Origin of the sequence: Roseibacterium elongatum DSM 19469, from assembly GCF_000590925.1 — a bacterium.
Taxonomy (GTDB): Bacteria; Pseudomonadota; Alphaproteobacteria; order Rhodobacterales; family Rhodobacteraceae; genus Roseibacterium; species Roseibacterium elongatum.
In genome coordinates this window covers 1497497-1523177 of record NZ_CP004372.1, presented here as the reverse complement: position 1 = coordinate 1523177, position 25681 = coordinate 1497497, and the positions used below count along the sequence as shown (strand labels likewise).

Genomic DNA, 25681 nt, shown 5'->3' with positions numbered 1-25681 from the left:
TGATCCATAGCCCCCTCGCCCGAGACCCTAGGGCAAAGACGGAGGCGGGGGAATCCCCCTGACTGATGGTCAGAAATCAGGCTCGGTGATCTCGAACTGCTGGCCTTCGGTTTCCGCCCCCGGCATCGCGCTCAGATGATCGACCCGGGCACGCAATGGGCCCGAATTCATCGCCGCCAGCATTGCATCCACGGCCTCGGGCGCGCCTTCGATCAGGGCCGAAACCGAGCCGTCACGTTCGTTTCTGACCCATCCCACGACCCCGCGGCGCGTGGCCTCGCGCCGCGTCCATTCGCGGAAGCCCACACCCTGCACGCGGCCGGTGACGCTGACCATCATCGATTTGACCTCGGTGTTCATCGTGTCTCCTTGCCGTAGCTGCGTCTTGCACGGGTCAAAGATGGCCCTCCGGCATAGCGCTGCAAGGGTGTGACGCTGGACTCTGGTGGGCATGCTCTGCATCTTCGCGCCAAACCCTGCGGGCAAACGACACGGTCCGACCATGTTCCAAAACGACACCGACAGCGCGCGGCCGCCGTTCTTTTGGCTGCATATCAAGAAAAGCGCCGGTCAATCGACGCGCGCCCGTCTGCACCCGCATTACGTGACCGTGGACCGAACGCATCGCATTCAGAACTTTCCCGACAGCACGCCGCGCGAATGGAACGACATCCTCAACAATTACCGCGTGCCCTTGGGCCGCTGGCAGTTCCGGCGCGCGCTGTATGCGCGCGATTTCTTGTACAAGGATGAATGGCCGGCCATGCCGCGCTTTGCCTTCAGCCGCGACCCGCTGGACCGATGCCTCAGCGCCTTTTTCTATCTCGACAAGCCCGGGCGGCGCGGCGGGGTAATCAGCCGTGGTGCGATGATCCCGTTCCGTCCCTTGCGGCAGGCCGCGATCGGCTACCGGTTCGATCGCTACCTGCGCAAGATCGAGGATGTCCGAGCCAGCGATCGTAACGACGCGCCACATGGTCTGCATTTCGCGACCCATACGGCCGCCATGTGGCCCGACATTTCGGATGACGCGGGGACCTGCCTTCTGTCGCATGTCTTTGACCTGCGGCAGATGGAACTGGGGCTGGCGCTGATTCACGACCTGTGTGGGTTGCCGCTGCCAGAGCGGCCAAGGACCGAGCGGGTGAACGAAAACAAGCGGCGACTGGAGTTTACCCCGACGCGCCGCCAGATCACCAAGGTCGAACAACTCTATGAACAGGATTTCGTCCTGCATCACGATCGGCTGCACCGGTTCGACTGACGCGCAATCGGGCGAAACGAAAAACGCCCCGGCGAAGCGGGGCGTTTTCCAGGTTCTTCTACAGGGCGATCACTCGGCGGCGTCGCCGGCCTCGTCCTGCTCGGGGGCGGCCAGGGCTGCGGCCGCTTCGGCCTCGGCCCGGGCGGCTTCGATCACGTCGGAGTCGCGCGACTTGGCGATGCGCTCGACCCGCTGGGTTGCGCCGCCGGTCCCGGCCGGGATCAGACGACCCACGATGACGTTTTCCTTCAGGCCGACCAGCTTGTCCCGCTTGCCCTGAACCGAGGCTTCGGTCAGCACGCGCGTGGTCTCCTGGAAGGACGCGGCCGAGATGAAGGACCGGGTCTGCAGCGAGGCCTTGGTGATGCCGAGGAGGATCGGCTCGCCTTCGGCGGGGCGGCGCCCGTCGGCGATGGCCTTTTCGTTCATCGCGTCGAACTCGGCCTTATCGACATGCTCGCCCTTGAGTAGCGTGGTCTCGCCGGAGTCGAGGATCTCCCACTTTTGCAGCATCTGGCGAACGATCACCTCGATGTGCTTGTCGTTGATCTTCACACCCTGCAGGCGATAGACGTCCTGCACCTCGTCGATGAGGTAATCGGCCAGCGCCTCGACCCCCATGATCCGCAGAATGTCATGCGGCGCCGGGTTGCCATCCATGATGTAGTCGCCCTTCTGGACGAAATCGCCCTCGGCCACCGGGATGTGCTTGCCCTTGGGCACCATGTATTCCACGGGCTCCAGGCTGTCGTCGGCGGGAACGATGCCGATGCGACGCTTGTTTTTGAAGTCGCGGCCGAATTTCACGTAGCCATCGAGCTCGGCGATGATTGCGTGATCTTTCGGACGGCGCGCCTCGAACAGTTCGGCCACACGCGGCAGACCGCCGGTGATGTCCTTTGTCTTGGCGCCTTCGCGCGGGATACGGGCGACCACGTCGCCGGCTTCGACCTTCTGGCCATCCTCGATGGACAGGATCGCATCCACCGACATCGGATAGGTCACCGGGTTGCCCGCATCGTTGCGGACCGGTTCGCCATCTTCGCCGACGATCAGGATCTCGGGCTTGAGCTCGTTGCCCTTGGGCGCCGTGCGCCAGTCCGAGACGATCTTTTGCGTCATGCCGGTTGCGTCATCGGTATCCTCGCGGATCGACACGCCCGAGACGAGATCGACGAATTTCGCCGTCCCCGCCTTTTCGGCGATGATCGGCAGGGTGTAGGGATCCCATTCGAACAGGCGGTCGCCGCGGGCGACCTTCTGGCCGTCCTTGACCATCACCTTGGTGCCGTAGCCCAGCTTGAAGCTGGCCCGCTCGGCGCCCTGATCGTCCTTGACCACCAGTTGCATGTTGCGGCCCATCACGATCTGCTCGCCAGCCGTGTTTTCCAGCAGGTTCGGGTTGGCGAAATCGACCGTGCCTTCGACGTTGGCCTCCTGGAAGGACTGTTGACCACCCTGCGCAACGCCGCCGATGTGGAAGGTCCGCATCGTCAGCTGCGTGCCCGGCTCGCCGATCGACTGCGCCGCGATGATGCCGACGGCCTCGCCGACATTCACCTTGGTGCCGCGCGCCAGGTCACGCCCGTAGCAGGTGGCGCAGACGCCTTCCTCTGCCTCGCAGGTCAGCGGGCTGCGGATCGCGATCTCAAGCACACCGGCCTGCTCGATCGCGTCGGCCTTGCGTTCGTCGATCAATTCACCCTTGGCGCAGATCACCTCGTCGGTGCCCGGCACCATCACGTCCTCGCCGGCGGTCCGGCCAAGGATACGCTCGGCAAGCGAGGCCACGACCTCGCCGTCATTGACGGCGGGCTTGGCGGTGATCGTGTTCTCGGTCCCGCAATCGTTCATGCGCACGATGCAATCCTGCGCCACGTCCACCAGACGACGGGTCAGGTAGCCCGAGTTCGCGGTCTTGAGCGCGGTGTCCGACAGACCCTTGCGCGCACCGTGGGTGGAGTTGAAGTACTCCAGCACGGTCAGACCTTCCTTGAAGTTCGAGATGATCGGCGTCTCGATGATCTCGCCCGAGGGTTTGGCCATCAGGCCGCGCATCCCGCCCAGTTGCTTCATCTGCGTGACCGAACCACGCGCACCCGAATGGGCCATCATGTAGACCGAGTTCGGTTCCATCTCGGCGTCGTTCTCGTCGCGCTTGGCCGACGAGATGGTGGCCATCATGGCATCCGTCACCTTGTCGTTGGCTTTCGACCAGGCATCGATGACCTTGTTGTACTTCTCACCCTGGGTGATCAGGCCATCCATGTACTGCTGTTCGAATTCCTTGACCTGTTCGCGGGTCTCGTCGACCAGCGTCCACTTGGTGTCGGGGATGACCATGTCATCCTTGCCGAAGGAAATGCCGGCCTTGAACGCCTCGCGGAAGCCCATCGTCATGATCTGGTCGCAGAAGATGACCGACTCCTTCTGACCGCAATAACGGTAGACGGTGTCGATGACCTGCTGCACCTCTTTCTTGCGCAGCAGGCGGTTGACCAGATCGAAGGGTGCCTTGGCATTCAGCGGCAGCAGATCGCCCAGCAAAACGCGACCGGGGGTCGTGTCGAAGCGTTGGAACACCTCGTTGCCTTCTTCGTCGATCTGACGCACGCGCGCCTTGACCTTCGAGTGCAGGTGAACCTCGCCAGCGTCGAGCGCGTGGCGCACCTCCTCGACATCGGCGAAGATCATGCCCTCGCCCTTCATGCCTTCACGTTCGAGGGTCACGTAGTACAGGCCAAGGATCATGTCCTGCGACGGCACGATGATCGGCGCACCGTTGGCGGGCGACAGCACGTTGTTCGTCGACATCATCAGCACACGGGCCTCGAGCTGGGCTTCCAGCGAGAGGGGGACGTGTACGGCCATCTGGTCACCGTCGAAGTCGGCGTTGAAGGCCGAACAGACCAGCGGGTGCAGCTGGATCGCCTTGCCTTCGATCAGAACGGGCTCGAACGCCTGGATGCCCAGGCGGTGCAGCGTCGGCGCACGGTTCAGCATAACGGGGTGTTCGCGGATCACCTCGTCGAGGATATCCCACACCTCGGGGCGTTCCTTCTCGACCAGCTTCTTCGCCTGCTTGACGGTCGAGGACAGGCCCTTGGCCTCGAGCCGCGAGTAGATGAACGGCTTGAACAGCTCCAGCGCCATCTTCTTGGGCAAGCCGCACTGGTGCAGTTTCAACTCCGGACCGGTCACGATGACCGAGCGGCCCGAGAAGTCGACGCGCTTGCCCAGAAGGTTCTGGCGGAAGCGGCCCTGCTTGCCCTTGAGCATGTCCGAGAGCGATTTCAGCGGGCGCTTGTTGGCCCCCGTGATCACGCGGCCGCGGCGGCCGTTGTCGAACAGAGCATCGACCGATTCCTGCAACATCCGCTTTTCGTTGCGGATGATGATGTCGGGCGCGCGCAGCTCGATCAGGCGCTTGAGGCGGTTGTTGCGGTTGATCACCCGCCGATACAGGTCGTTCAGGTCCGAGGTCGCAAAGCGGCCACCATCCAGCGGCACCAGCGGGCGCAGTTCCGGCGGGATGACCGGAATGACCGTCATGACCATCCATTCGGGGCGGTTGCCCGACTCGAGGAAGTTCTCCACGATCTTGAGGCGCTTGATGATCTTCTTGGGCTTCAACTCGCCCGTGGCTTCCTTGAGGTCCTCGCGCAGTTGCGCGGCCTCGGCCTCGAGGTCGATATTGGCCAGCATCTCGCGGATGGCCTCGGCGCCGATATTGGCCTGGAACGCGTCGGCGCCATAGGCGTCCTGCGCATCCATGAACTCTTCCTCGGTCATCATCTGACCGTAGGTGAGGTCGGTCAGGCCCGGCTCGATCACCACGTAGTTTTCGAAATACAGCACGCGCTCGAGGTCGCGCAGTGTCATGTCCAGCATCAGGCCGATGCGCGAGGGCAGCGACTTGAGGAACCAGATATGCGCCACGGGCGAGGCCAGCTCGATATGGCCCATCCGCTCGCGGCGGACCTTTTGCAGCGTCACCTCGACGCCGCATTTCTCGCAGACGACGCCGCGATACTTCATGCGCTTGTACTTGCCGCAGAGGCATTCGTAATCCTTGGTCGGGCCAAAGATGCGCGCACAGAACAGGCCGTCACGCTCGGGCTTGAACGTGCGGTAGTTGATCGTCTCGGGCTTCTTGATCTCGCCGTAGGACCAGCTGAGGATGCGCTCGGGGCTGGCCAGCGACACCTTGATCTCGTCGAAGGCCTTGGGCGGGGTCAGCGGGTTGAACGGGTTGTTGGTGAGTTCCTGGTTCATATCGAATCCTTAAAAGACAGGCGCAGAGGGGCGGGGGCGACCGCGTTGGGCCGCCCCGGACAGGGTCGTGCGGTTATTCCGCGGCGATCCCGTCTTCGTCGTCCTCCGCATCCAGGAGTTCCATGTTGAGGCCCAGGCCGCGGACCTCCTTGACGAGCACGTTGAACGATTCCGGCACGCCGGCTTCGAAGTTGTCCTCGCCCTTGACAATCGACTCGTAGACCTTGGTCCGGCCGGCCACGTCGTCCGACTTCACCGTCAGCATTTCCTGCAGGGTGTAGGCGGCGCCGTAAGCTTCCAGCGCCCAGACCTCCATCTCGCCGAAACGCTGGCCACCGAACTGCGCCTTGCCCCCCAGCGGCTGCTGGGTGACGAGGCTGTAGGGCCCGGTCGAACGCGCGTGGATCTTGTCGTCGACCAGATGGTGCAGTTTCAGCAGGTACTTGACCCCCACGGTGACCTGACGGGCGAATTGCTCGCCCGTGCGGCCATCGAACAGGTCCGACTGGCCCGACTGGTCAAAGCCGGCGCGCACCAGCGCGTCGTTCACGTCGGGCTCTTTCGCACCGTCGAAGACCGGGGTCGCGATCGGCACACCCCGCGTCACGTTGCCAGCGGCCTCGAGCACCTGATCCTCGTCCATCTCGGCAAAGGCCATGTCATAGACCTCGTCGCCATAGGCGATTTTCAACGCGTCCTTGACCGGCGTCATGTCGCCCGAACGGCGATACTCGTCCAGCGCCTCGTCGATCTGGATGCCCAGACCGCGCGCGGCCCAGCCCATATGCGTCTCGAGGATCTGACCCACGTTCATACGCGAGGGCACGCCCAACGGGTTCAGCACGAAATCGACGGGGGTGCCATCGGCGAGGAACGGCATGTCCTCCATCGGCACCACCTTGGAGATCACGCCCTTGTTCCCGTGACGGCCGGCCATTTTGTCACCCGGCTGCAGCTTGCGCTTCACGGCGATGAAGACCTTGACCATCTTCATCACGCCCGGCGGCAGGTCGTCGCCACGGCGGACCTTTTCGACCTTGTCCTCGAACCGGTGATCGAGCGCCCGCTTCTGCGCCTCGAACTGCTGGTTCAGGGCCTCGACATGGGCCGCGTCCTGTTCGTCGCCCAGCGCCAGTTGCCACCACTGGCCGCGGCTGAGCGTGCCCAGCAGATCCTCGGTGATCTCGGAGCCGGACTTGACGCCCTTGGGCCCCTTCACCGCGGTCTTGCCGAGGATCATGGTCTTGAGGCGCGCGTAGATGTTGCGCTCGAGAATGGCCATCTCGTCGTCGCGGTCCCGCGCGAGGCGTTCGACCTCTTCGCGCTCGATCTGCAGCGCGCGCTCGTCCTTCTCCACACCGTGGCGATTGAAGACGCGCACTTCGACGACCGTGCCGAAATCACCCGGCGGCAGGCGCAGCGAGGTGTCGCGCACGTCCGAGGCCTTTTCCCCGAAGATGGCGCGCAGAAGCTTTTCTTCCGGCGTCATCGGGCTTTCGCCCTTGGGGGTGATCTTGCCCACGAGGATGTCGCCCGGCCCCACCTCGGCGCCGATATAGACGATGCCCGCCTCGTCGAGGTTGCGCAGGGCTTCCTCGCCGACATTCGGGATGTCGCGGGTGATTTCCTCGGGCCCGAGCTTGGTGTCGCGGGCGGCGACCTCGAACTCCTCGATATGGATCGAGGTGAAGACGTCGTCGCGCACGATGCGTTCCGAGATCAGGATCGAGTCCTCGTAGTTGTAGCCGTTCCAGGGCATGAAGGCGACGACCACGTTCTTGCCGAGCGCGAGTTCCCCCATGTCGGTCGAGGGGCCGTCGGCGATGACCTCACCCTTGCCGACCTTGTCGCCCACCTTCACCAGCGGGCGCTGGTTGATGCAGGTGTTCTGGTTCGACCGCTGGAACTTGCGCAGGCGATAGATGTCCACGCCGGCATCGCCAAGCTCCAGATCCTCGGTGGCGCGCACGACGATACGCTGCGCATCGACCTGGTCGATGACGCCGGCGCGACGCGCCTGGATGGCCGCGCCCGAGTCGATGGCCACCTTGCGCTCCATCCCGGTGCCCACGAAGGGGGCATCGGCCTGAAGCAACGGCACCGCCTGACGCTGCATGTTCGAGCCCATCAGCGCGCGGTTGGCGTCGTCGTTTTCCAGGAACGGAATGAGCGAGGCCGCGACCGACACCAACTGCTTGGGCGACACGTCGATCAGATCCACCGCCTCGTTCGGGGCCAGCGTGTATTCACCGGCCTGACGGGTGTTGACCATCTCGTTGATGAACTTGCCACCCTCGTCGAGATTGGCGTTTGCCTGCGCCACCGTATGGCGCATTTCCTCGGTCGCGGACATGTATTGTACATCGTCCGTCACCTGGCCGTTCTCGACCTTGCGATAGGGCGTTTCGATGAAGCCGTACTTGTTCACGCGGGCAAAGGTGGCGAGGCTGTTGATCAGGCCGATGTTCGGACCTTCCGGCGTTTCGATCGGGCACATGCGACCGTAGTGGGTCGGGTGGACGTCGCGCACCTCGAAGCCCGCACGTTCGCGCGTCAGGCCGCCCGGCCCGAGCGCCGACAGACGACGCTTGTGCGTCACTTCCGACAGCGGGTTGGTCTGGTCCATGAACTGCGACAGCTGCGACGAGCCGAAGAATTCGCGCACCGCGGCGGCGGCCGGTTTCGCGTTGATCAGGTCCTGCGGCATGACCGTGTCGATCTCGACCGAGGACATGCGCTCCTTGATGGCGCGCTCCATCCGCAGAAGGCCCACTCGATACTGGTTTTCCATCAACTCGCCGACCGAGCGCACCCGACGGTTGCCGAGGTGGTCGATGTCGTCGATATCGCCGCGCCCGTCCCGCAGATCCACCAGCGCCTTGATACAGGCGATGATGTCCTCGCGGCGCAGGGTGCGCTGCGTATCCTCGGCATCGAGGTCGAGACGCATGTTCATCTTGACCCGGCCCACGGCCGACAGGTCGTAGCGCTCGCCATCGAAGAAGAGCTGATCGAACAAGGCCGAGGCTGCGTCGACGGTGGGCGGCTCGCCCGGACGCATGACGCGGTAGATATCCATCAACGCGGTTTCCCGGTTGAGGTTCTTGTCGGTCGCCATGGTGTTGCGCATGTACGGGCCGACCGACACGTTGTCGATGTCGAGCACCGGGATGTCGGTGATGCCGGCGTCCAGCAGTTCCTTGAGGGTGCCGCCGGTGACCTCACCGTCCTTGTCGACCTCCCAGGTCAACTCGTCGCCGGCCTCGACATAGATCGCGCCGGTGTCCTCGTTGATGATGTCCTTAGCGACATAGCGGCCGACGATATGGTCGAACGGCACCAGCAGGTCCGTGATCTCGCCCGCGTCGATGATCTGCTTGACTGCGCGCGGGGTGACCTTTTTGCCCGCTTCGCAGATCACCTCGCCGGTGGCCGCGTCGACCAGATCGAAACTGGGCCGCGTGCCGCGCACCCGCTCGGGGAAGAACTTGGTGACCCAGCCCTTGTTCTTCTCCAGCTTGAAATCGACCGTGTCATAATAGGCATCCATGATGCCTTCCTGATCGAGGCCGAGCGCATAGAGCAGCGTGGTGACCGGCAGCTTGCGGCGACGGTCGATGCGCGCAAAGACGATATCCTTGGCGTCGAACTCGAAATCCAGCCACGAGCCGCGATAGGGGATGATCCGGCAGGCGAACAGCAGCTTGCCCGAACTGTGCGTCTTGCCCTTGTCATGGTCGAAGAACACGCCGGGCGAGCGGTGCATCTGGCTGACGATCACACGCTCGGTGCCGTTGACGATGAAAGTGCCGTTGGGCGTCATCAGGGGCATGTCGCCCATGAACACGTCCTGTTCCTTGATGTCCTTGACCGATTTCGCGCCGGTGTCCTCGTCGACATCGAACACGATCAGACGCAGGGTGACCTTGAGCGGCGCGGCATAGGTCAGGTCGCGCTGCTGGCACTCTTCCACGTCGAATTTCGGCTGTTCCAGCTCGTATTTCACGAACTCCAGCACGGCGGTCTCGTTGAAGTCCTTGATCGGGAACACCGACTGGAACACACCCATGATGCCTTCGCCGTCGGTCGGGTTTTCCTGATCGCCGGATTTGAGGAACAGGTCGTAGGACGACTTCTGCACCTCGATCAGGTTCGGCATTTCCAGCACTTCGTGGATCTTGCCGTAGAATTTGCGGATACGTTTCTGGCCTGCGTAGGTCTGAGCCATGCTCGTGCGCACCTTTCCGTTGTCTCGTGCCGCCCACGCGCCGTCGGGTCACCGGCGGAGGCGCACTGAAACCTCAAGACGGGCGAGGTCCATTCATGCGCGCCCGCCCAATGGCACGCTCCCGACCTCTTGTTTCGCCGCCTTGGGGAAGGCCCTGACCTGCAGGGCCCTCGCCAAGACGCGGACGGCTGGACCCGGGAAAGACCCGGGCCCAGCCCATTTTTTGTGCGGGTCGGCGCCGGGCATCCCCCGGCACCACCGCTATCGTCCGGCTCAGGCCAGCTCGACCTCGGCGCCAGCTGCTTCCAGCTTGCCCTTGATCTCTTCGGCTTCGGCCTTGTCGACGCCTTCCTTGATCTTGCCGCCCGACTCGACCAGGTCCTTGGCTTCTTTCAGGCCCAGACCGGTGATCGCGCGCACTTCCTTGATCACGTTGATCTTCTGGGCGCCGGCGTTCTTCAGAACGACGTCGAATTCGGTCTGCTCTTCGGCGGCGTCTGCGCCGCCCTCGGCGGGACCAGCCATCATCACGGCGCCGCCGGCGGCGGGCTCGATGCCGTATTCGTCCTTGAGGATGGTCTTGAGTTCCTGGGCTTCCAGGAGGGTCAGACCGACGATCTCTTCTGCGAGTTTCTTCAGATCAGCCATTTTTCAGATTCCGTATGTAAGTGTGTGTTCCAACGCCGCAAGATGCGGGGATGTCGGGATGCCTTAGGCCGCCTCGGCCTTTTCCTCGATGGTGGAAAGGATGGAGGCGATATTCGAAGCAGGTGCGCCAATGGCCCCGGCGATGTTCGACGCGGGTGCCCCGATGCAGGCGGCGATGGAGGCGATAAGCTCCTCGCGCGACGGCAGCTTGGACACCGCGGTAACACCGGCGCGGTCCAGAACGTTTCCATCCATGGCCCCGCCCAGGATCTCGAACTTGTCGTTATCCTTGGCATAGGCTTCGGCGACCTTGGCCGCAGCCACGGGATCTTCCGAATAGGACAGAACGGTCATGCCCGTGAGAAATTGGGCGATGTCGGCGACATCGGTCCCCTCAAGGGCGATCTTGGCGAGCCTGTTCTTGGCGACGCGAACGGACCCACCGGCGTCGCGCATGCGACCCCGCAGATCCTGCATCTCGGCAACCGTGAGACCCTCGTAGTGGGCAACCACCACGACGCCAGAGCTTTCGAAGATCTGGCCGAGTTCCTCGACCACTTTCTCTTTCTGGGCTCTATCCACAGGTTTTCTCCAGTTTGGGGGTTTCCCCCCGGCTCTTGTCTACCGGATCACTCCGGCGGTTTTGGTCCGTGGACAACGGGAACCAACCCCGCCGGGCGCTCGACGGGAGCCCTCGGCAAAATGGTCTGATCCCGTCTCGGGCAGGATTTATTGAGGTCCTATCACCTCAACCCACCGTCTAGGACGAAACACAAAAGAGCGCGTGACGAATCGCGCGCTCCGATGCAAGGGGGTGGATATCGCCAAGAACGCCATTTGCCAAGCCCCCTCGCGCCCAGCAACGCGGGCCATGAAAAAAGGCCGGGCGTTGCCGCCCGGCCCAATTCACATCGTCTCCGACTGCACTCAGTCGTTGCCGGTGGCGCTGTCCAGGGCGATCGAAACCCCGGGCCCCATGGTCGAGCTGAGCGAGACCTTCTTGAGATACGCCCCTTTTGCACCCGACGGCTTGGCCTTGTTCACCGCATCGACGAAGGCGCGCACGTTCTCGGCCAGCTTCGGCGCATCGAAGGACGCCTTGCCGATACCGGCATGCACCACCCCGGCCTTTTCCGCCTTGAACTGGACCTGACCGCCCTTGGCCGCCTCGACGGCCTCTTTGACGTCCATGGTCACGGTGCCGACCTTGGGGTTCGGCATCAGGTTGCGGGGGCCCAGCACCTTGCCCAGACGGCCGACGATCGGCATCATGTCGGGGGTGGCGATGCAGCGGTCGAAGTCGATCGTGCCGCCCTGGATGGTTTCCATCAGGTCCTCGGCGCCGACGATATCGGCCCCGGCCTCTTTCGCTTCGTCGGCCTTGGGGCCACGGGCGAACACGGCAACGCGCACGGTCTTGCCGGTGCCGTTGGGCAGGTTGACCGTGCCACGAACCATCTGGTCGGCGTGACGCGGGTCAACACCCAGGTTCATCGCGATCTCGACGCTTTCGTCGAACTTGGTGTTCGAGTTCGCCTTGATCAGGTCCACCGCCTCTTCGACGGTGATGTCTTCCTTGCCGGCGAAGGCTTCGCGGGCGGACTTGAGACGCTTTCCAATCTTGCCCATGATTTACCCCTTCACCTCGATACCCATCGAGTTGGCCGAGCCAACGATGATCTTCATTGCGGCCTCGACGTCATTCGCGCTGAGGTCCTTCATCTTCGCTTCGGCGATCTCGCGCACCTGGGCGACGGTCACGGTTGCCACGGTCTCGCGGCCCGGATTCTCGGCGCCACGGGGACGGTTGCGCTTGCCCTGGTTCTTCAGACCGGCCGCCTTTTTCAGGTAGTAGGACGCCGGGGGCGTCTTGATGTCCATGGTGAAGGACTTGTCCTGATAATAGGTGATCACGGTCGGGCAGGGGGCGCCCTGCTCCATCTCCTGGGTCTTGGCGTTGAACGCCTTGCAGAATTCCATGATGTTGATGCCGCGCTGACCCAGGGCGGGGCCCACCGGCGGCGAGGGGTTGGCTTGACCTGCAGGGATCTGCAGCTTCATGGTGCCAGCAAGTTTCTTGGCCATATGGCCTCTCCTTCTGTCCAACAGCCCCCCGACGCGTCAGGCGGCCTTTGTTAGCGTGGTTGCGGTCCGGCGGTCGCGACCGCCTCGCCTCCCACGATGGAATGCCGTCATCGACGACCCGCGCGCTTTACATCCCGGTCGGGTCGATTGCAAGGACCGTTCCGGCCGCCCCACAGATCCTTGACAAAGATCAAGGCGACGGGCGCGCACTGGCGCAGACTTGGCCCGCGACAGGCGTCGCTACAGGCAAACGCGGGGGAGGACATCATGATCGGCAGGGTTACGATCTGCATCGCGATGGCGGTGTGCTCGGTCATCCCGGCGTTCGCGCAGATGAGCGTCGCCGAACGGCTGGACGACAACCGGCCCCTCATCGCCGCCTGGCGCAGCGTATCCGGCGGCTTTCCGGAGGGCACCCTGGCAGGCATTCGGCACGCGCTCGAGCATGGCGTCGACATGATCGACCTGCATGTGCAACGCACTGGCGACGGTCGCCATATCGTGTTTCACGACGCCTACCTCAACCGCATGACCGATGTGCAAACAGTCTACCCCGAGGGGACCCCAGGCGGCCCGTCGCGCGCGGCGCGGGGCGGGCGCGATTACCTCGGGGACTATACGCTCGACGACTTGCGCGCCCTCAGCCTGCTGGTCGACGGCGCAGCATCCGAGCACCCGATCCCGACCCTCGAGGAGGCGCTGGATCTTATCGACGGTCGCGCGCTGGCCGTTCTGACCTACAGGCCTTCGATCGCGAGGGGTTGGTGGCATTGCTGGCGGCGCGCGAAACCGGGCATCTGCTCGTCTACAGCGTTGACCCCAACATCGTGCGTGACATCGCCGAAACGACGGGCGTGGCAGGCTACGCGGCCATCCACCGATCGCGGGTGTCGGACATGACCGATACCATGAGTGTCTTCGAGACGGCGCGCGACACGATCGGCGGGCATCTTCTGGCAGCGCATGTGCGCCACCTGCAAGATCTGACGTCCGAGCTGATGGCCCGTGCCGAGGTCTACGGGATCGCCCTGTCGGTTTCCGGGCACAGTCCAGAGGATACGGCCCTGGCCGAGACCGGCGATGCAGGGCCGTGGCGCGAAGCCTTGGCGGCGGGGGCCGATATCTACTGGACCAGCCTTCCGGCGCGGGTCGTGGCCATTCGCGACGAATAGGCCCCGAAGCGTCAGATTTGCTTGGACACCTGGGTGAATTCCAGTTCGACCGGCGTGGCGCGACCAAAGATCGACACCGTCACCTTCAGGCGCTGGTTGTCGTCGTCGACCTCTTCGACCATGCCGTCGAAATCCTCGAACGGGCCTTCGTTGACCTTGACCTTTTCACCGACCTCGAAGGTGATGGTCGAGCGCGGTTGTGCCTCGCCTTCTTCAACGCGGTTGAGGATCGTGTTCACCTCGTCATCGCGCATGGGCATGGGGCGGCCCTGCGGCCCGAGAAACCCTGTCACGCGGGCGATCGAGTTGATCGCGTGATACCCTTCGTCCGTCATTTCCATGCGCACCAGCACGTAGCCGGGCATGAAGCGGCGCGGCACGGTCACTTTCTTGCCGCGGCGCACCTCGATGACTTCCTCTTCGGGCACGAGCACTTCCTCGATCACCTCTTCGAGGCCCTTCTCGGCCACGGCGGTGCGGATCTGTTCGGCCACCCGCTTTTCGAAATTGGACAGCACGCTGACCGAATACCACCGTTTCGCCATGTCTCGTCTCAGCCCCTTGACCGCCCGACCCTGATGCGGGCCGGTTCACTTGCATTTCATCACCCGGGCGTGCCGGGCAGGCCCCCAACAAAAACAGCGCGCATCACATGTCCGACGCGCGCCAATTTTCGGGAGTGACCGCGCCTTACCCTTGCGACCGGGTAAAATCAAGGGGGCGGCGCATCGGTCAGCCGAAGATCGTCAGGATCAACTCCAACCCCTGCCGGATCACCCAATCGACGAAAAAGAAGAAAATGGCGAAAACAACGGCCATCAGGAACACCATGGCGGTGGTCACCAGCACCTCGCGGCGGGTCGGCCAGACGACCTTGGCGATCTCGGCGCGGGTCTGCTGGAGAAACTGGAAAGGATTGGCCATGGCTTGGTCCCTTGTGTCGGATCAGGGTGCATATACGCATGACGATCCCAGGGCGCAAGCGATGCGTCACCGCAAGATCACGGCTGGCGCGCGCCGGGCTGCATGATAGCCTGAAGCCACCCGTTCGGAGGCACGACAGTGGACGCCGCACATGACACCGATCGCCCGGACGAGGCGATCCTCATTCTGGGTGCCGCCGTGTGGCCCGGCGAACGGCCCTCACCCACGTTGAAACGGCGGACCGAAATGGCCGCGCGCCTTTGGCATGCCGGGCGCGGGCGTGCGGTCATACCCTGTGGCGGGCTTGGGCGACACCCGCCCTCCGAGGCCGAAGTGATGCGCCGCCTGCTCATCGCGGCCCATGTCCCGGCCGAGGCGATCCACCTCGAGGACCGCTCGGTGCGCACGGGGGAAAACATCCGTTTCGCCCAGCCGATCCTTGCGCGACTGTCCCTCGGACGCGCGCTGATCGTGACCGACCGCTATCACCTGCCCCGCGTGCGGTTGCTCGCGCGGCGCGCGGGGTTGCGCGCCGACGTGGCCGCCCCGCCGCTGCGCGGGGGGCGGATCTGGCCGCAGATCAAAGGGGCCTTGCGGGAAATCGCGGCCTATGGTGTTGCGCTGTTGGGGTTCCGCAACTGAGCCGCCCCCCTAGCGATAGACCTGAACGTCGATGCGCGAGGGTTGGCCGTTCCAGCCATAGACCTGCACCACGACCGTCGCACCGCCATTGATGATGTTCTGGCGCGCAACGGGGTCGGCGCTGCCCTGCATGATCAACTGTTCCATCCGGCCACGGGCGTTGTAGTCGCCGAACCAGGGGTCCCATTCATCCCCGGGCTGCGAAATGCCGAAGCGATGCACATTCGCCCGATCCGCCGCAGGATCTGCCAATGCTCGGTCAGGCGCAAACCGTTGGAATTATACAGGTCCTGCCCGCCGATATAGGCCGTGTACTGGCCCAAGAACTGCTGCGCGACGGCGGGCGCCGCCGCCAGGCCGGACAGGGCCACGGCAAGGGCGGTGACAAGGGCGAGATACGCGGTTCGAATCATGGCTGAAACCTCCTGGGGGTTCGTTTCAGCAGCAATCATAAACCGGCCCGTGCCAGTGGGGGCATGACGCAGGTCAAGGCGTCGGACCGCAGATGGCATGCGCCCACGCGCCTGCCAGGCGTGCCGCGGCGGCCAGGCCACACTAGTGCGCCATGCGTTGAGGTTCTTCAAATGGTCGGATCTGACTTGGCAGGGGCGGAGGGACTCGAACCCCCGACCGTCGGATTTGGAATCCGATGCTCTACCAACTGAGCTACACCCCTGTGTCGCACAGCGGGATAGGCGCATTTCGCAGACTTGTCCAGACGCGAAACCGCGGTTTTCCCGGCCTGTCATGGGGCAAGCCACGGCTAGCCAGAGCGGATCGCGCCATGCGCCGAGGCACGGGCGCAGGGACACGCCGGTTTTTCAGCGAATGCGCGACACGGCACGCGCGACTGCCCCCTGACAGAGCAACCCGTCAGGCCATGTCACGCGTCGCCCCACGGCCCGTGCAGCCCGGTTTCCCCCGGCCTGTCCAGCCGTTCGAACCCATGCGCGCCGAACCTGTCGCGCAGCCCCTGGATCAGGTTGGCCGTTCCCCGCGCCTGCCTGAGCTGGTCGAAATGGCCCAAGGCCGCGGACAGCGCCGGCACCGGCACACCGGCCAGCGTCGCCTCGGCGACAACGCGCCTGAGCGCGGGAACCCCGTCTTGCAGGCGGCGGGCAAATCCGGGGGCAAAGGCCAGCAGGCTGTCGGGCCCATCTTGCGCCAGGGCGTCGGCCATTTCGTCAAGCAGCCCCGAGCGGATGATACACCCCGCCCGCCAGATCTGCGCCACCATGGCCAGCGACATGTCCCACCCCTCGTCACGGGCCGCGCGGGCCAACAGGGCGAAGCCCTGAGAATAGGCCAGGATCTTGCCCGCCAGCAATGCCCGTTCAAAGTTGTCATCGGGCAGAGCGATCGCGCGCTTGGGTTGCGGGAACAGGCGCGCGCCCGCGCTGCGCCATGCGTCTTCACCCGACAGCACCCGCGCCGTCACCGCGGCCTCGACAGCGGGCAAGGGGGCGGCCCGGCGCTGCGCATCCATCACCGTCCAGCGGCCCGTGCCTTTTTGCCCGGCCCGGTCGCGGATCAGCGACAGGATGGGCTTGCCGGTCTCGGGGTCGGTCGTGCCCGCGACCTCGGCGGTGATCTCGATCAGATAGCTTTCCAGCGGCCCCGCGTTCCACCGCCCAAAGACCTGCGCGATCTCGGCATCGGGGCGCCGTTGCCCGTCGCGCATCAGGCCATAGACCTCGGCGATCATCTGCATGTCGGCATACTCGATGCCGTTGTGAACGGCCTTGACGAAATGCCCTGCCCCGCCGTGACCCAGCCACGCCACACAGGGGGTCGCGTCGAACCGCGCCGCGATGTCATCAAGGATCGGCCCCACGGCCGCATAGGCCTCGGGCGCACCCCCGGCCATCATCGACGGCCCATGCCGCGCGCCCTCGGCGCCGCCCGACACGCCCAGCCCGAGATACCCCAGACCGTCGCGCTGCAGGCTTTCGGCGCGGGCCGCGCTGTCCTGCCAGTCCGAATTGCCGCCGTCGATGAGAATATCCCCGGTGTCCAGCAGCGGGCGCAGCGCGGCGATCTGCTCATCGACCGGCGCGCCGGCCGGAACCATCAACAGGATGCGGCGCGGCCGCGCCAAACCGTCAACGAAAGCGTTCAGCGTCTCGGCCGGCACGATCCGGTCGGCAAGCGGCCCCGCCCCCTCGACAAAGCGCCGCGTCCTGTCCGACGTGCGATTGAACACGGCGATGACATGGCCTGCCTCGGCGATATTGAGGGCAAGGTTCGCGCCCATCGTGCCAAGGCCGATCAAGCCGATCTCGGGGGTGCGCGTCATCAGGGGCCTCCTTTGCTGTGCGGCAGTCCCTGTCAGATGGGTTCTTTCACGCCGCAACCAACCTGCCTCAGCGGCGGGTGGCCTGTTCAAGCATGCTCAGATCGGCCCCGCAAATGGCCGCCTCATGGGCGAGGATTTTCTCGATTGGCCAATCCCACCACGCGATGTCGAGCAGTCGGGCCGCCACCTCGGGGGCAAAGCGTGGTCGCACGCGCCGCGCCGGGTTGCCCGCCATCACCGAATAGGGCGCAACATCGCCCGCGACGACCGCCCCGGCGCCGATGATCGCGCCCGAGCCGATGCGCGCACCCGGCAAGATGCGCGCGCCCGTGCCGATCCAGACATCGTTGCCGATCACGGTATCGGGACCGGGCGCGGGCATGGAGGCCCGCCCCTCGACCGGGCCGCCCCCGAACACCGCGAAGGGGAAAGTGGAAAACCCGTCATGACGGTGATTGGCCGATGCGGTGATGAACTCGACCCCGCTGGCGATCTGGCAGAATTTCCCGATCACCAGCCGTTCGGGACTGAACGGATAGAGATAGGGCGCCAGATGCGCGGCCCAATCGGCGGGCGGATGATGCGCCGAGGCGTAGGAATAGGCGCCGACCCCCATGCGCGGATGGTCGATGACGGCGGACAGAAAGACGGTGCCGGCGTGGCGGCTGCCATCGGGCAGCGGGATGGGATGCGGCATGTCGGGGGCGGGAAAAGGACGGAGTCCGGGCATGGATAAGCCTTTGTCTTTGTTGCGATCAGGACTGAGCAATCAAAGCGGCTGATCCATCTGCGCCTCCCGTTGTCGATAGGTCCTGCTATCACGCCGACGCGACCGGCGCAAATCGCGGCAAAGGCCGCTCAGGGTCGGGGGCGGCCCTGTGCAAACAGCAAAAAGCCGCGGGCGATGCCGCGGCTTTTCTCGATGTCAGTCGGCCCGTGGACCGTTGGACTGTCGGACGAATGGCCTGATGGCCATCGGCCGGCCCCCGGTTCACTCGATGATTTTCGAGACGACGCCTGCCCCGACGGTGCGGCCGCCTTCGCGGATGGCGAAGCGCAGGCCGTCTTCCATGGCGATCGGGGCGATCAGCTCGACCGAGAACTTCAGGTTGTCGCCCGGCATCACCATCTCCGTGCCCTCGGGCAGCGTCACCGTCCCGGTCACGTCCGTCGTGCGGAAGTAGAACTGCGGCCGGTAGTTGGCGAAGAACGGCGTGTGACGGCCACCCTCTTCCTTCGTCAGAATGTAGGCCTCGGCCTCGAACTTCGTGTGCGGCGTCACCGAGCCCGGCTTGCAGAGAACCTGGCCACGCTCGACGCCGTCACGGTCCACACCGCGCAGCAGGGCGCCGATGTTGTCGCCCGCTTCGCCGCGATCCAGCAGCTTGCGGAACATCTCGACGCCCGTGCAGGTCGTCTTGGTGGTGTCCTTGATGCCGACGATCTCGATCTCGTCGCCCACGTTGATCACGCCACGCTCGACACGGCCCGTCACGACCGTGCCGCGGCCCGAGATCGAGAACACGTCCTCGATCGGCATCAGGAACGGCTGGTCCACGGCGCGCTCGGGCGTCGGAATGTACGCGTCGACCGCCGCCATCAGCTCCTTGATCTTCTCTTCGCCGATCTCGGGATCACGCCCCTCCATCGCCGCCAGAGCCGAGCCGGCCACGATCGGAATGTCGTCGCCGGGGAAGTCGTACGAGCTCAGCAGCTCGCGGATTTCCATCTCGACCAGTTCCAGAAGCTCTTCGTCGTCGACCTGGTCCACCTTGTTCATGAACACCACCAGCGCGGGAACGCCCACCTGGCGGGCCAGCAGGATGTGCTCGCGCGTCTGCGGCATCGGGCCGTCGGCCGCGTTCACCACCAGGATCGCGCCGTCCATCTGCGCCGCCCCCGTGATCATGTTCTTCACGTAGTCGGCGTGGCCGGGGCAGTCGACGTGGGCGTAGTGGCGCGCGTCCGTCTCGTATTCCACATGCGCCGTCGAGATCGTGATCCCCCGCGCCTTCTCCTCGGGCGCACCGTCAATCTGGTCATACGCCTGAAAATCACCGAAATACTTCGTGATCGCCGCCGTCAGCGTCGTCTTGCCATGGTCAACATGGCCAACCGTGCCGATGTTCACATGCGGTTTGTTACGTTCAAACTTTGCCTTTGCCATTGGCTGGCGCCCCGTCCGTTCGGGGGCCCCTCCGCACGGTTCGTGCCGGGGCCCGGTTCAACATCGCGGGCGACGTATTCGGCCCGCGCGAAAAAATCAAGGTGCGATCTGACCTGCGACCGGGGAACCGGCCCCACGACGGCCGCGTGCCCCAGCGCTCTCCCCGGTTACTGCGTTGCGGCCGCGGCGGGCTCGGGCGTGGCCTCGGCCTCCTCGGCAAGCGCCTCGACGGCGTCGAGCGACTCTTCCGCCGCGTTGGGGTCGATGCTGAACCAGTCTGGGTTTTCCAGCATGAACAACTGGATACGGCGCGCGGCATTGCGGGCGAGGATCTGCATCTGCTCGTTTCGGCTGCGCGCGATCCCCGATCCGACCAGCATGGTCTCGGCGCTTGCGCCTTCGAACACCATGATCTGCTCGGGTTCGTCATGCAGTTTGCGGCCCAACTCGTCATCCCAGATGTTGACCGACAGGATCAAAACCGAGCGCGGCTGCAACACGATCGGAATGCCCGGGGGCGCAAGGGCGTAACCGTCGACGGCCACGCCGATATGGTAGAGGCGGTCGCCCTCATAGGCGCCGAACCGGCGGTCGATCTCGGATTCGAGGATCGCGACCCATTCCTCGGGTTCGGCATTGCGCGAGGGCGGGACCTGCTGCGCGTTGTCGGCCACCACGATGTTATGGGCCAGGCGGAAGTCGCCCATATCGGGAAGGTCTTCCTCCAGCGGGTCGCCGGCGGCACAGGCCGCCAGAAGCGCGACAAGGGCAAGCGGGGCAAAGCGGGACAGGCGCATCTGGATACGTCTCCTCGGCAAGGTGTTGCCGCCGTCGATAACGCAGGCCGGGCCGAAAGGTAAACCCACCCGCCATCACAGCCCGGTCAGCGTGACCTTCCTGCCGATGCGGCGCGACGCAGGGCTCAGGTGAACCGATTGTCGCGCGGGAAGCCGCGCGGCGCCATCCGGCCGGCGCTGGCGCGTTTTCCGGCCCATTCGGTCAGGTCGGCCTCGGTCCGGGTGCGCCCGGCGGGATCGAGCCAGCTCAGCCCATCGGAAAGGCGGAAGCTGCGCGCGTCCGACAGGCCGCCATCCTTGTATTTCTGCAGGCGCACGCCCTTGCCACGGGCCATCTCGGGCAACTCGGCAATCGGGAACACCAGCAACTTGCGGTTTTCGCCGACCACCGCGACCTCGTCGTCGCCGTCGGCCAGGGGCACGCAGACCTTGGCCACCACATCGCCACGGACGTTGAGCACCTGCTTGCCGGTGCGGGTCTGCGCCAGCATCTCGTCCTCGGGCACGATGAACCCATCGCCCGACGACGACGCCAACAGCCGCTTGCCGCCGGGCCGGTACACGAACAGGTCCACGATCTCGGCCTCATTGGGCAGATCGACCATCAGGCGCACGGGCTCGCCCAGGCCGCGCCCCCCAGGCAGATTGGCCGCCGGCAGGGTGTAAACGCGGCCCTGCGAGCCGAGGATCAGCAACTTGTCCGTGGTTTCGGTATGAAAGACGAAGCGCCCTTCGTCGCCATCGCGGAACTTCAGGTCCGAGGACAGGTCGATATGCCCCTTCATCGCCCGGATCCAGCCCATGCGCGAACAGACCACCGTAATCGGCTCGCGCTCGATCATCGCCTCGATCGGCACGTCCGGGGTTTCGCCCGCCTCGGCAAAGCCGGTGCGCCGCGCCCCGCCCGGCGTCTTGGCACCGAAGCGCGCGCGCACGTCGCGCAGCTCGTCGGCGATGCGGCCCCATTGCAGGGCCTCATCCGACAGAAGGTCCTCGAGGTCGGCGCGCTCCTCCATCAGGGCGTCACGCTCGCGGATCAGTTCCATTTCCTCGAGCCGCCGCAAGCTGCGCAGACGCATGTTGAGGATGGCCTCGGCCTGCACCTCGGTCAGTTCGCCATCGCCCGGCGGCGGCGTGGCGTAATCCGCCTCGGAGGTGGCGCGCACGAAGGACCGGCCCCAATCCTCGCGCATGAGGGCCGGCTTGGGCGCCTCGTCGTAGCGGATGATGTCGATGACGCGGTCGAGGTTCAGGAACGCGATCAGGAAGCCTTCCAACACCTCGAGGCGATGGTCGATCTTTTCCAGCCGGTGCTGCGCGCGGCGCAACAGAACCTCGCGGCGATGATCGAGAAATGCGCGCAGAACCTCCTTCAGCGAACAGACCTTGGGCGTGCGCCCGTCGATCAGCACGTTCATGTTCAGGCTGAACCGGGTTTCCAGATCGGACTGGCGAAACAGTGTGCCCATCAGCACGTCGGGGTCCACGTTCTTGCTGCGCGGTTCGAGAATGATCCGGATGTCATCGGCCGATTCGTCGCGCACATCGGCCAGGATCGGAACCTTCTTTGTCTGGATCAGCTCGGCCAGTTTTTCGATCAGCTTCGATTTCTGCACCTGATGGGGGATCTCGGTGACGACGATCTGCCACTGTCCCCGGCCCAGATCCTCGGTCTCCCATCTGGCGCGCAGGCGGAACGCGCCGCGGCCTGTGCGATAGGCCTCGGCGATGTTTTCGCGCGGCTCGACAATGGTGCCGCCGGTCGGGAAATCGGGACCAGGCACATAGTTCAGCAGCGTCTCGTCGCGCGCGTCGGGGGTCTTGATCAGGTGCAGACAGGCGCCGACCAGCTCGTCGAGGTTATGCGGCGGAATGTTGGTCGCCATGCCCACGGCGATCCCGCTTGCGCCATTGGCCAGAAGGTTCGGCACCGTGGCGGGCAGAACCTCGGGCTCTTGCAGCGTGCCATCGTAATTGTCGCGAAAATCAACGGCGTTCTCGTCGAGACCCTGCATCAGCGCCTCGGCCATCGCCGTCATGCGCGCCTCGGTGTAGCGGCTGGCGGCGGGGTTGTCGCCGTCGATATTTCCGAAATTGCCCTGACCGTCGACAAGCGGGTAGCGAATGACGAAATCCTGCGCCAGACGGGCCATCGCATCGTAGATCGCGGCGTCGCCATGCGGGTGATAGTTCCCCATCACGTCGCCCGAGATCTTGGCCGATTTCCGAAACCCACCGGTCGAGCCGAGGCGCAGTTCGCGCATCGCATACAGGATGCGCCGATGCACCGGCTTCAGCCCATCGCGCGCATCGGGCAGGGCCCGGTGCATGATCGTCGACAGCGCATATTGCAGGTAGCGCGATCCAATCGCGCGCGAGAGCGGCTCGGCGCTTAGCCGGTCATCATCCAACCGGTCATCTTGTGGGGGGTCCTGCTCGGTCATACTATGGGCTGTGATAGACCGGCCGGAAACATGCGGCAAGCCGACAACGGCTGGCCAACGGGAATGAGTTGTGGAAAAGGTCGGGGGGGCGGGACCGGTCGGCGCCCCATACACCCGCGAGACGCCAAGCAAGGGATCCGAGCGGCACATGTTGCGACTGACGCTGATCTTGTTCGTGGTGATCTGGGCGGTGCTGATCATCTTTTCCGACGCCCCGCCCGAGGTCATGACGCGCGCGCCCGCGCCGACCGAGGATGTGCCCGGCGCGCCGGATGCCGCCCCCCGGGACGCAGCCCTGCGCGAAACAGCGGATGGGCGGCTGGTGCTGACCACCGAGACGGGGGACGAACTGGTGATCGACCTGGTCGTCGACCCCGGCCAAGGCGCCCTGGACAGGCCCGCGCGCCCGCTGTCGCCAGACGCCCCGGTATCCGCCGCCCCGCAAGAGCCCTCGGCCGATCCCCTGCCCCCAGCGACCCCCGCGCGGACCGAGGCCGCGCCGCGTTTGCGCGTGACCGGCGATCGCGTCAATTTCCGGGCCGGCCCCTCGACGGATGACGCGATCCTGACGGCGCTGACCCAAGGCGAGATCGTCGAACTGATCGAACGCGCGCCCGATGGCTGGGCGCATCTGCGCGTGGTCGCAACCGGTTTGACCGGCTACATGTCCGAGGATTTCCTGGCGCCGGCCAACTGACGCCGGTTGCCCGGCGGCGCGGCCTGACCTAACCCTTGCGCCAAACGGCATGCACGCGGAGACGCCCATGGGCAGGTCCATCCTCATCACCGGCAGTTCGTCGGGCATCGGCCACGCCGCGGCGCATGGGCTGAAGGCGCGCGGCTGGCATGTGATCGCCAGCGTCCGACAGGCCGCCGATGTCCAGAAACTGCGCGACGCGGGGTTCGACAGCGTACAGTTGGACTATGCCGACCCCCGCAGCGTCGACCAGGGGCTGTCCGAGGCGCTGGAGCTGACCGGCGGCCGCCTAGACGCCCTGTTCAACAACGGCGCTTTCGGCCTGCCCGGCGCGGTCGAGGATCTGCCCCGCGGCGCACTGGAGGAGATTTTCGCGGCGAACCTCTTCGGCGTGCATGACCTGACCCGGCGTGTCATTCCCCTGATGCGGGCACAGGGAAAGGGGCGCATCGTGCAGCATTCCTCGGTTCTGGGCTATGTCACATACAAATGGCGCGGGGCCTATGTCGCGACGAAATACGCGCTCGAGGGGCTGACCGACACGTTGCGCCTGGAAATGCGCGATACGCCCTTGCATATCGTCACGCTCAACACCGGGCCGGTCACCTCGGACCTGAGGGTCAAGTCGATCCCACGGTTCGAACGCTGGATCGACTGGGAGAACAGCGCGCGCGCCGACCTCTATCGCAGCAGCCTGCTCAAACGCCTGTACGAGGCGCGCGGCCCCGATCCGTTCGAACTTCCGCCCGAGGCGGTGGTGAAGAAACTGGTGCATGCCCTCGAAAGCCCCCGCCCGCGGGCCCGCTACTACATCACCGCCCCCGCCCATATCGCGGCCGGGTTGCGGCGGGCTCTGCCGACCCGCGCGCTCGACTGGGTGCTCGACCGGGGTTAAACAGGTCGGACCGCCGCGCAGTTTGTGGACCGCGTGCCCATGACATCGCCCTCGACCCGGCCAAGAAAGAGACGTTCCCATGACCGAAGACCCGCTACTGATCATCGCGATGCTGGCTTGCCTCGTCGTGCTCGTGATCCTGCTTCTGGGCATCAACTCGTTCCGCAAGGGCGGGGCGGACGCCTCGAAGCAGTCGAACAAGTACATGCAATGGCGCCTGATCGCCCAGTTCGTCGCGGTCGTGCTGATCGCGATCTTCGTCTTTTTCCGCGGGCAGCAGGGGGGCTGACAGTGCGCGCGGCCTCGGGGCGCCCCCCGGTTGCGCGGGCGGATCGGCGCTCAAGACGATGAAAAGGCTTCAAAACGCTCGCCCGGCGACAAATTTTGTTGTACATTGACATTATGTCGCATGTTGCAGGTCCCCGTCCCTACTCTCGCGCGGAATATGTTTCCGACGCCGTCGTCCATCTCGCCGGAATTGCCGCGGCGCTGATCGCGGGCCCGATCCTGGTCGCCCTGGCGGCCATCCGGATCGGGGACGCGACGGCCATCACGGCCATGACCATCTACGCGCTGACCTTGCTGGCGATGCTGACATGTTCGGCGCTTTACAACATGATCCGTCGCCCCGACTGGGCCGACAGGCTGCGCCGCCTCGACCAATCCGCCATCTATTTCAAGATCGCCGGCACCTACACGCCCTTTGTGGCGCTGATGCCCGGATCGCCCGGCTTTCTGGCCGCGATCTGGGGCGTGGCGGCGGCCGGGGCCTCGATCGTGATCTTCAGCGCGCGCAAGCGGATGCTGATCGCGCTGGTGCTGTATCTCGGGCTTGGCTGGGCCGGCGCGGTGCTGGGCGGCCCGCTCTTGTCCGGGCTCAGCGGTTGGGGCCTGGCCCTGTTGGCGACGGGCGGCATCCTCTATTCCTCGGGCGTGGTGTTCCTGATGTGGCACAAGCTGCCGTTTCACAACACGATCTGGCATGTCTTCGTTCTGGCCGCGACCATCGCCTGTTACGCCGCCATCTGCATCGAGGTGCTGGGCCGCTCGGCGGTGGCGTGAAACGGCCCAGGCCGCTTTGACGCGGCGTCGATGATGCGCCCCGCGTCGATTTTGGCCTGTTTTCGCCTGACCGATATGTCTATCA

At 65.0% G+C, this 25681-nt stretch carries 24 protein-coding genes and 1 tRNA gene; 8 read left to right on the top strand and 17 right to left on the bottom strand.

Annotated features, from left to right (window positions below; all coding sequences use genetic code 11):
- Positions 1 to 69: 69 nt before the first annotated feature.
- Positions 70 to 360, bottom strand: coding sequence for an acylphosphatase (locus ROSELON_RS07275; protein WP_025311760.1), 291 nt, complete (start codon positions 358 to 360; stop codon positions 70 to 72).
- Between the two features lie 142 nt (positions 361 to 502).
- Here ROSELON_RS07275 and ROSELON_RS07270 point away from each other — a divergent pair, with 142 nt between their 5' ends.
- Positions 503 to 1264 (top strand): sulfotransferase family protein, encoded by a 762-nt coding sequence (locus ROSELON_RS07270; RefSeq protein ID WP_025311759.1) that lies wholly within the window; start codon positions 503 to 505, stop codon positions 1262 to 1264.
- A 69-nt stretch (positions 1265 to 1333) separates the two neighbouring features.
- Here the strand turns inward: ROSELON_RS07270 and rpoC are convergent, their stop codons facing one another.
- The 6 genes from rpoC to rplK all read right to left on the bottom strand — a co-directional run bounded on the left by rpoC (position 1334) and on the right by rplK (position 12500).
- A complete protein-coding gene (gene rpoC, locus ROSELON_RS07265) occupies positions 1334 to 5539 on the bottom strand; it encodes a DNA-directed RNA polymerase subunit beta' (protein WP_025311758.1) in 4206 nt (1401 codons plus the stop codon).
- Between the two features lie 73 nt (positions 5540 to 5612).
- Positions 5613 to 9767, bottom strand: a complete 4155-nt coding sequence (rpoB, locus tag ROSELON_RS07260; protein ID WP_025311757.1) for a DNA-directed RNA polymerase subunit beta — start codon at positions 9765 to 9767, stop codon at positions 5613 to 5615.
- Positions 9768 to 10040: 273 nt separating this feature from the next.
- Positions 10041 to 10415, bottom strand: coding sequence for a 50S ribosomal protein L7/L12 (gene rplL / locus ROSELON_RS07255; protein ID WP_025311756.1), 375 nt, complete (start codon positions 10413 to 10415; stop codon positions 10041 to 10043).
- A gap of 63 nt (positions 10416 to 10478) precedes the next feature.
- Positions 10479 to 10997, bottom strand: coding sequence for a 50S ribosomal protein L10 (rplJ, locus tag ROSELON_RS07250; protein ID WP_025311755.1), 519 nt, complete (start codon positions 10995 to 10997; stop codon positions 10479 to 10481).
- 345 nt (positions 10998 to 11342) lie between these two features.
- Positions 11343 to 12044 carry a 50S ribosomal protein L1 gene (gene rplA, locus ROSELON_RS07245; protein ID WP_025311754.1) on the bottom strand — a complete coding sequence of 234 codons (702 nt, stop codon included), beginning with the start codon at positions 12042 to 12044 and terminating at the stop codon, positions 11343 to 11345.
- A gap of 3 nt (positions 12045 to 12047) precedes the next feature.
- A complete protein-coding gene (gene rplK / locus ROSELON_RS07240) occupies positions 12048 to 12500 on the bottom strand; it encodes a 50S ribosomal protein L11 (protein ID WP_025311753.1) in 453 nt (150 codons plus the stop codon).
- Positions 12501 to 12680: 180 nt separating this feature from the next.
- On the opposite strand from rplK, the gene ROSELON_RS07235 reads away from it, so the two are divergent.
- Entirely contained in the window at positions 12681 to 13400 is a 720-nt protein-coding gene (locus ROSELON_RS07235) for a glycerophosphodiester phosphodiesterase (RefSeq protein ID WP_025311752.1), read from the top strand.
- Positions 13397 to 13672, top strand: coding sequence for a hypothetical protein (locus ROSELON_RS07230; protein ID WP_025311751.1), 276 nt, complete (start codon positions 13397 to 13399; stop codon positions 13670 to 13672). The genes ROSELON_RS07235 and ROSELON_RS07230 overlap by 4 nt, the downstream gene beginning before the upstream one ends.
- Before the next feature lie 11 nt (positions 13673 to 13683).
- On the opposite strand, the gene nusG is transcribed toward ROSELON_RS07230, so the two are convergent.
- A complete protein-coding gene (nusG, locus tag ROSELON_RS07225; RefSeq protein WP_025311750.1) occupies positions 13684 to 14217 on the bottom strand; it encodes a transcription termination/antitermination protein NusG in 534 nt (177 codons plus the stop codon).
- Between the two features lie 187 nt (positions 14218 to 14404).
- Entirely contained in the window at positions 14405 to 14596 is a 192-nt protein-coding gene (secE, locus tag ROSELON_RS07220; protein WP_025311749.1) for a preprotein translocase subunit SecE, read from the bottom strand.
- 138 nt (positions 14597 to 14734) lie between these two features.
- Here secE and ROSELON_RS07215 point away from each other — a divergent pair, with 138 nt between their 5' ends.
- The gene (locus ROSELON_RS07215) at positions 14735 to 15238 is read left to right on the top strand and encodes a YdcF family protein (RefSeq protein ID WP_025311748.1); all 504 of its coding nucleotides are present in this window, start codon (positions 14735 to 14737) and stop codon (positions 15236 to 15238) included.
- A gap of 9 nt (positions 15239 to 15247) precedes the next feature.
- Here the strand turns inward: ROSELON_RS07215 and ROSELON_RS18690 are convergent, their stop codons facing one another.
- From ROSELON_RS18690 to ROSELON_RS07180, 8 genes are all read right to left on the bottom strand, one after another.
- The gene (locus ROSELON_RS18690) at positions 15248 to 15385 is read right to left on the bottom strand and encodes a hypothetical protein (RefSeq protein WP_245605430.1); all 138 of its coding nucleotides are present in this window, start codon (positions 15383 to 15385) and stop codon (positions 15248 to 15250) included.
- Entirely contained in the window at positions 15373 to 15651 is a 279-nt protein-coding gene (locus ROSELON_RS07210) for a hypothetical protein (RefSeq protein WP_245605429.1), read from the bottom strand. Before ROSELON_RS07210 ends, ROSELON_RS18690 begins: the two co-directional genes overlap by 13 nt.
- Positions 15652 to 15838: 187 nt before the next feature.
- Positions 15839 to 15914, bottom strand: a tRNA-Trp gene (locus ROSELON_RS07205).
- A 207-nt stretch (positions 15915 to 16121) separates the two neighbouring features.
- Positions 16122 to 17534: an NADP-dependent phosphogluconate dehydrogenase gene (gndA, locus tag ROSELON_RS07200; RefSeq protein ID WP_025311747.1), complete on the bottom strand. Its 1413-nt coding sequence runs from the start codon at positions 17532 to 17534 to the stop codon at positions 16122 to 16124.
- Positions 17535 to 17601: 67 nt separating this feature from the next.
- Positions 17602 to 18231: a CatB-related O-acetyltransferase gene (locus tag ROSELON_RS07195; protein WP_038650279.1), complete on the bottom strand. Its 630-nt coding sequence runs from the start codon at positions 18229 to 18231 to the stop codon at positions 17602 to 17604.
- 294 nt (positions 18232 to 18525) lie between these two features.
- On the bottom strand, positions 18526 to 19701 hold the full coding sequence (gene tuf / locus ROSELON_RS07190; protein WP_025311745.1) for an elongation factor Tu: 1176 nt from the start codon (positions 19699 to 19701) through the stop codon (positions 18526 to 18528).
- A 167-nt stretch (positions 19702 to 19868) separates the two neighbouring features.
- Complete coding sequence (locus ROSELON_RS07185; RefSeq protein WP_025311744.1) at positions 19869 to 20498, bottom strand: hypothetical protein; 630 nt, start codon at positions 20496 to 20498, stop codon at positions 19869 to 19871.
- Between the two features lie 125 nt (positions 20499 to 20623).
- On the bottom strand, positions 20624 to 22942 hold the full coding sequence (locus ROSELON_RS07180; RefSeq protein WP_025311743.1) for a DNA topoisomerase IV subunit A: 2319 nt from the start codon (positions 22940 to 22942) through the stop codon (positions 20624 to 20626).
- 148 nt (positions 22943 to 23090) lie between these two features.
- Between ROSELON_RS07180 and ROSELON_RS07175 the strand changes: the two genes are divergently transcribed.
- The 4 genes from ROSELON_RS07175 (at position 23091) to trhA (ending at position 25596) form a co-directional block, all read left to right on the top strand.
- A complete protein-coding gene (locus ROSELON_RS07175) occupies positions 23091 to 23639 on the top strand; it encodes an SH3 domain-containing protein (RefSeq protein ID WP_025311742.1) in 549 nt (182 codons plus the stop codon).
- A gap of 67 nt (positions 23640 to 23706) precedes the next feature.
- Positions 23707 to 24534: an SDR family NAD(P)-dependent oxidoreductase gene (locus tag ROSELON_RS07170; protein WP_084613720.1), complete on the top strand. Its 828-nt coding sequence runs from the start codon at positions 23707 to 23709 to the stop codon at positions 24532 to 24534.
- 79 nt (positions 24535 to 24613) lie between these two features.
- Entirely contained in the window at positions 24614 to 24823 is a 210-nt protein-coding gene (locus ROSELON_RS07165; protein ID WP_025311740.1) for a twin transmembrane helix small protein, read from the top strand.
- A gap of 113 nt (positions 24824 to 24936) precedes the next feature.
- On the top strand, positions 24937 to 25596 hold the full coding sequence (gene trhA / locus ROSELON_RS07160; protein WP_025311739.1) for a PAQR family membrane homeostasis protein TrhA: 660 nt from the start codon (positions 24937 to 24939) through the stop codon (positions 25594 to 25596).
- The last annotated feature ends 85 nt before the right edge of the window (positions 25597 to 25681 follow it).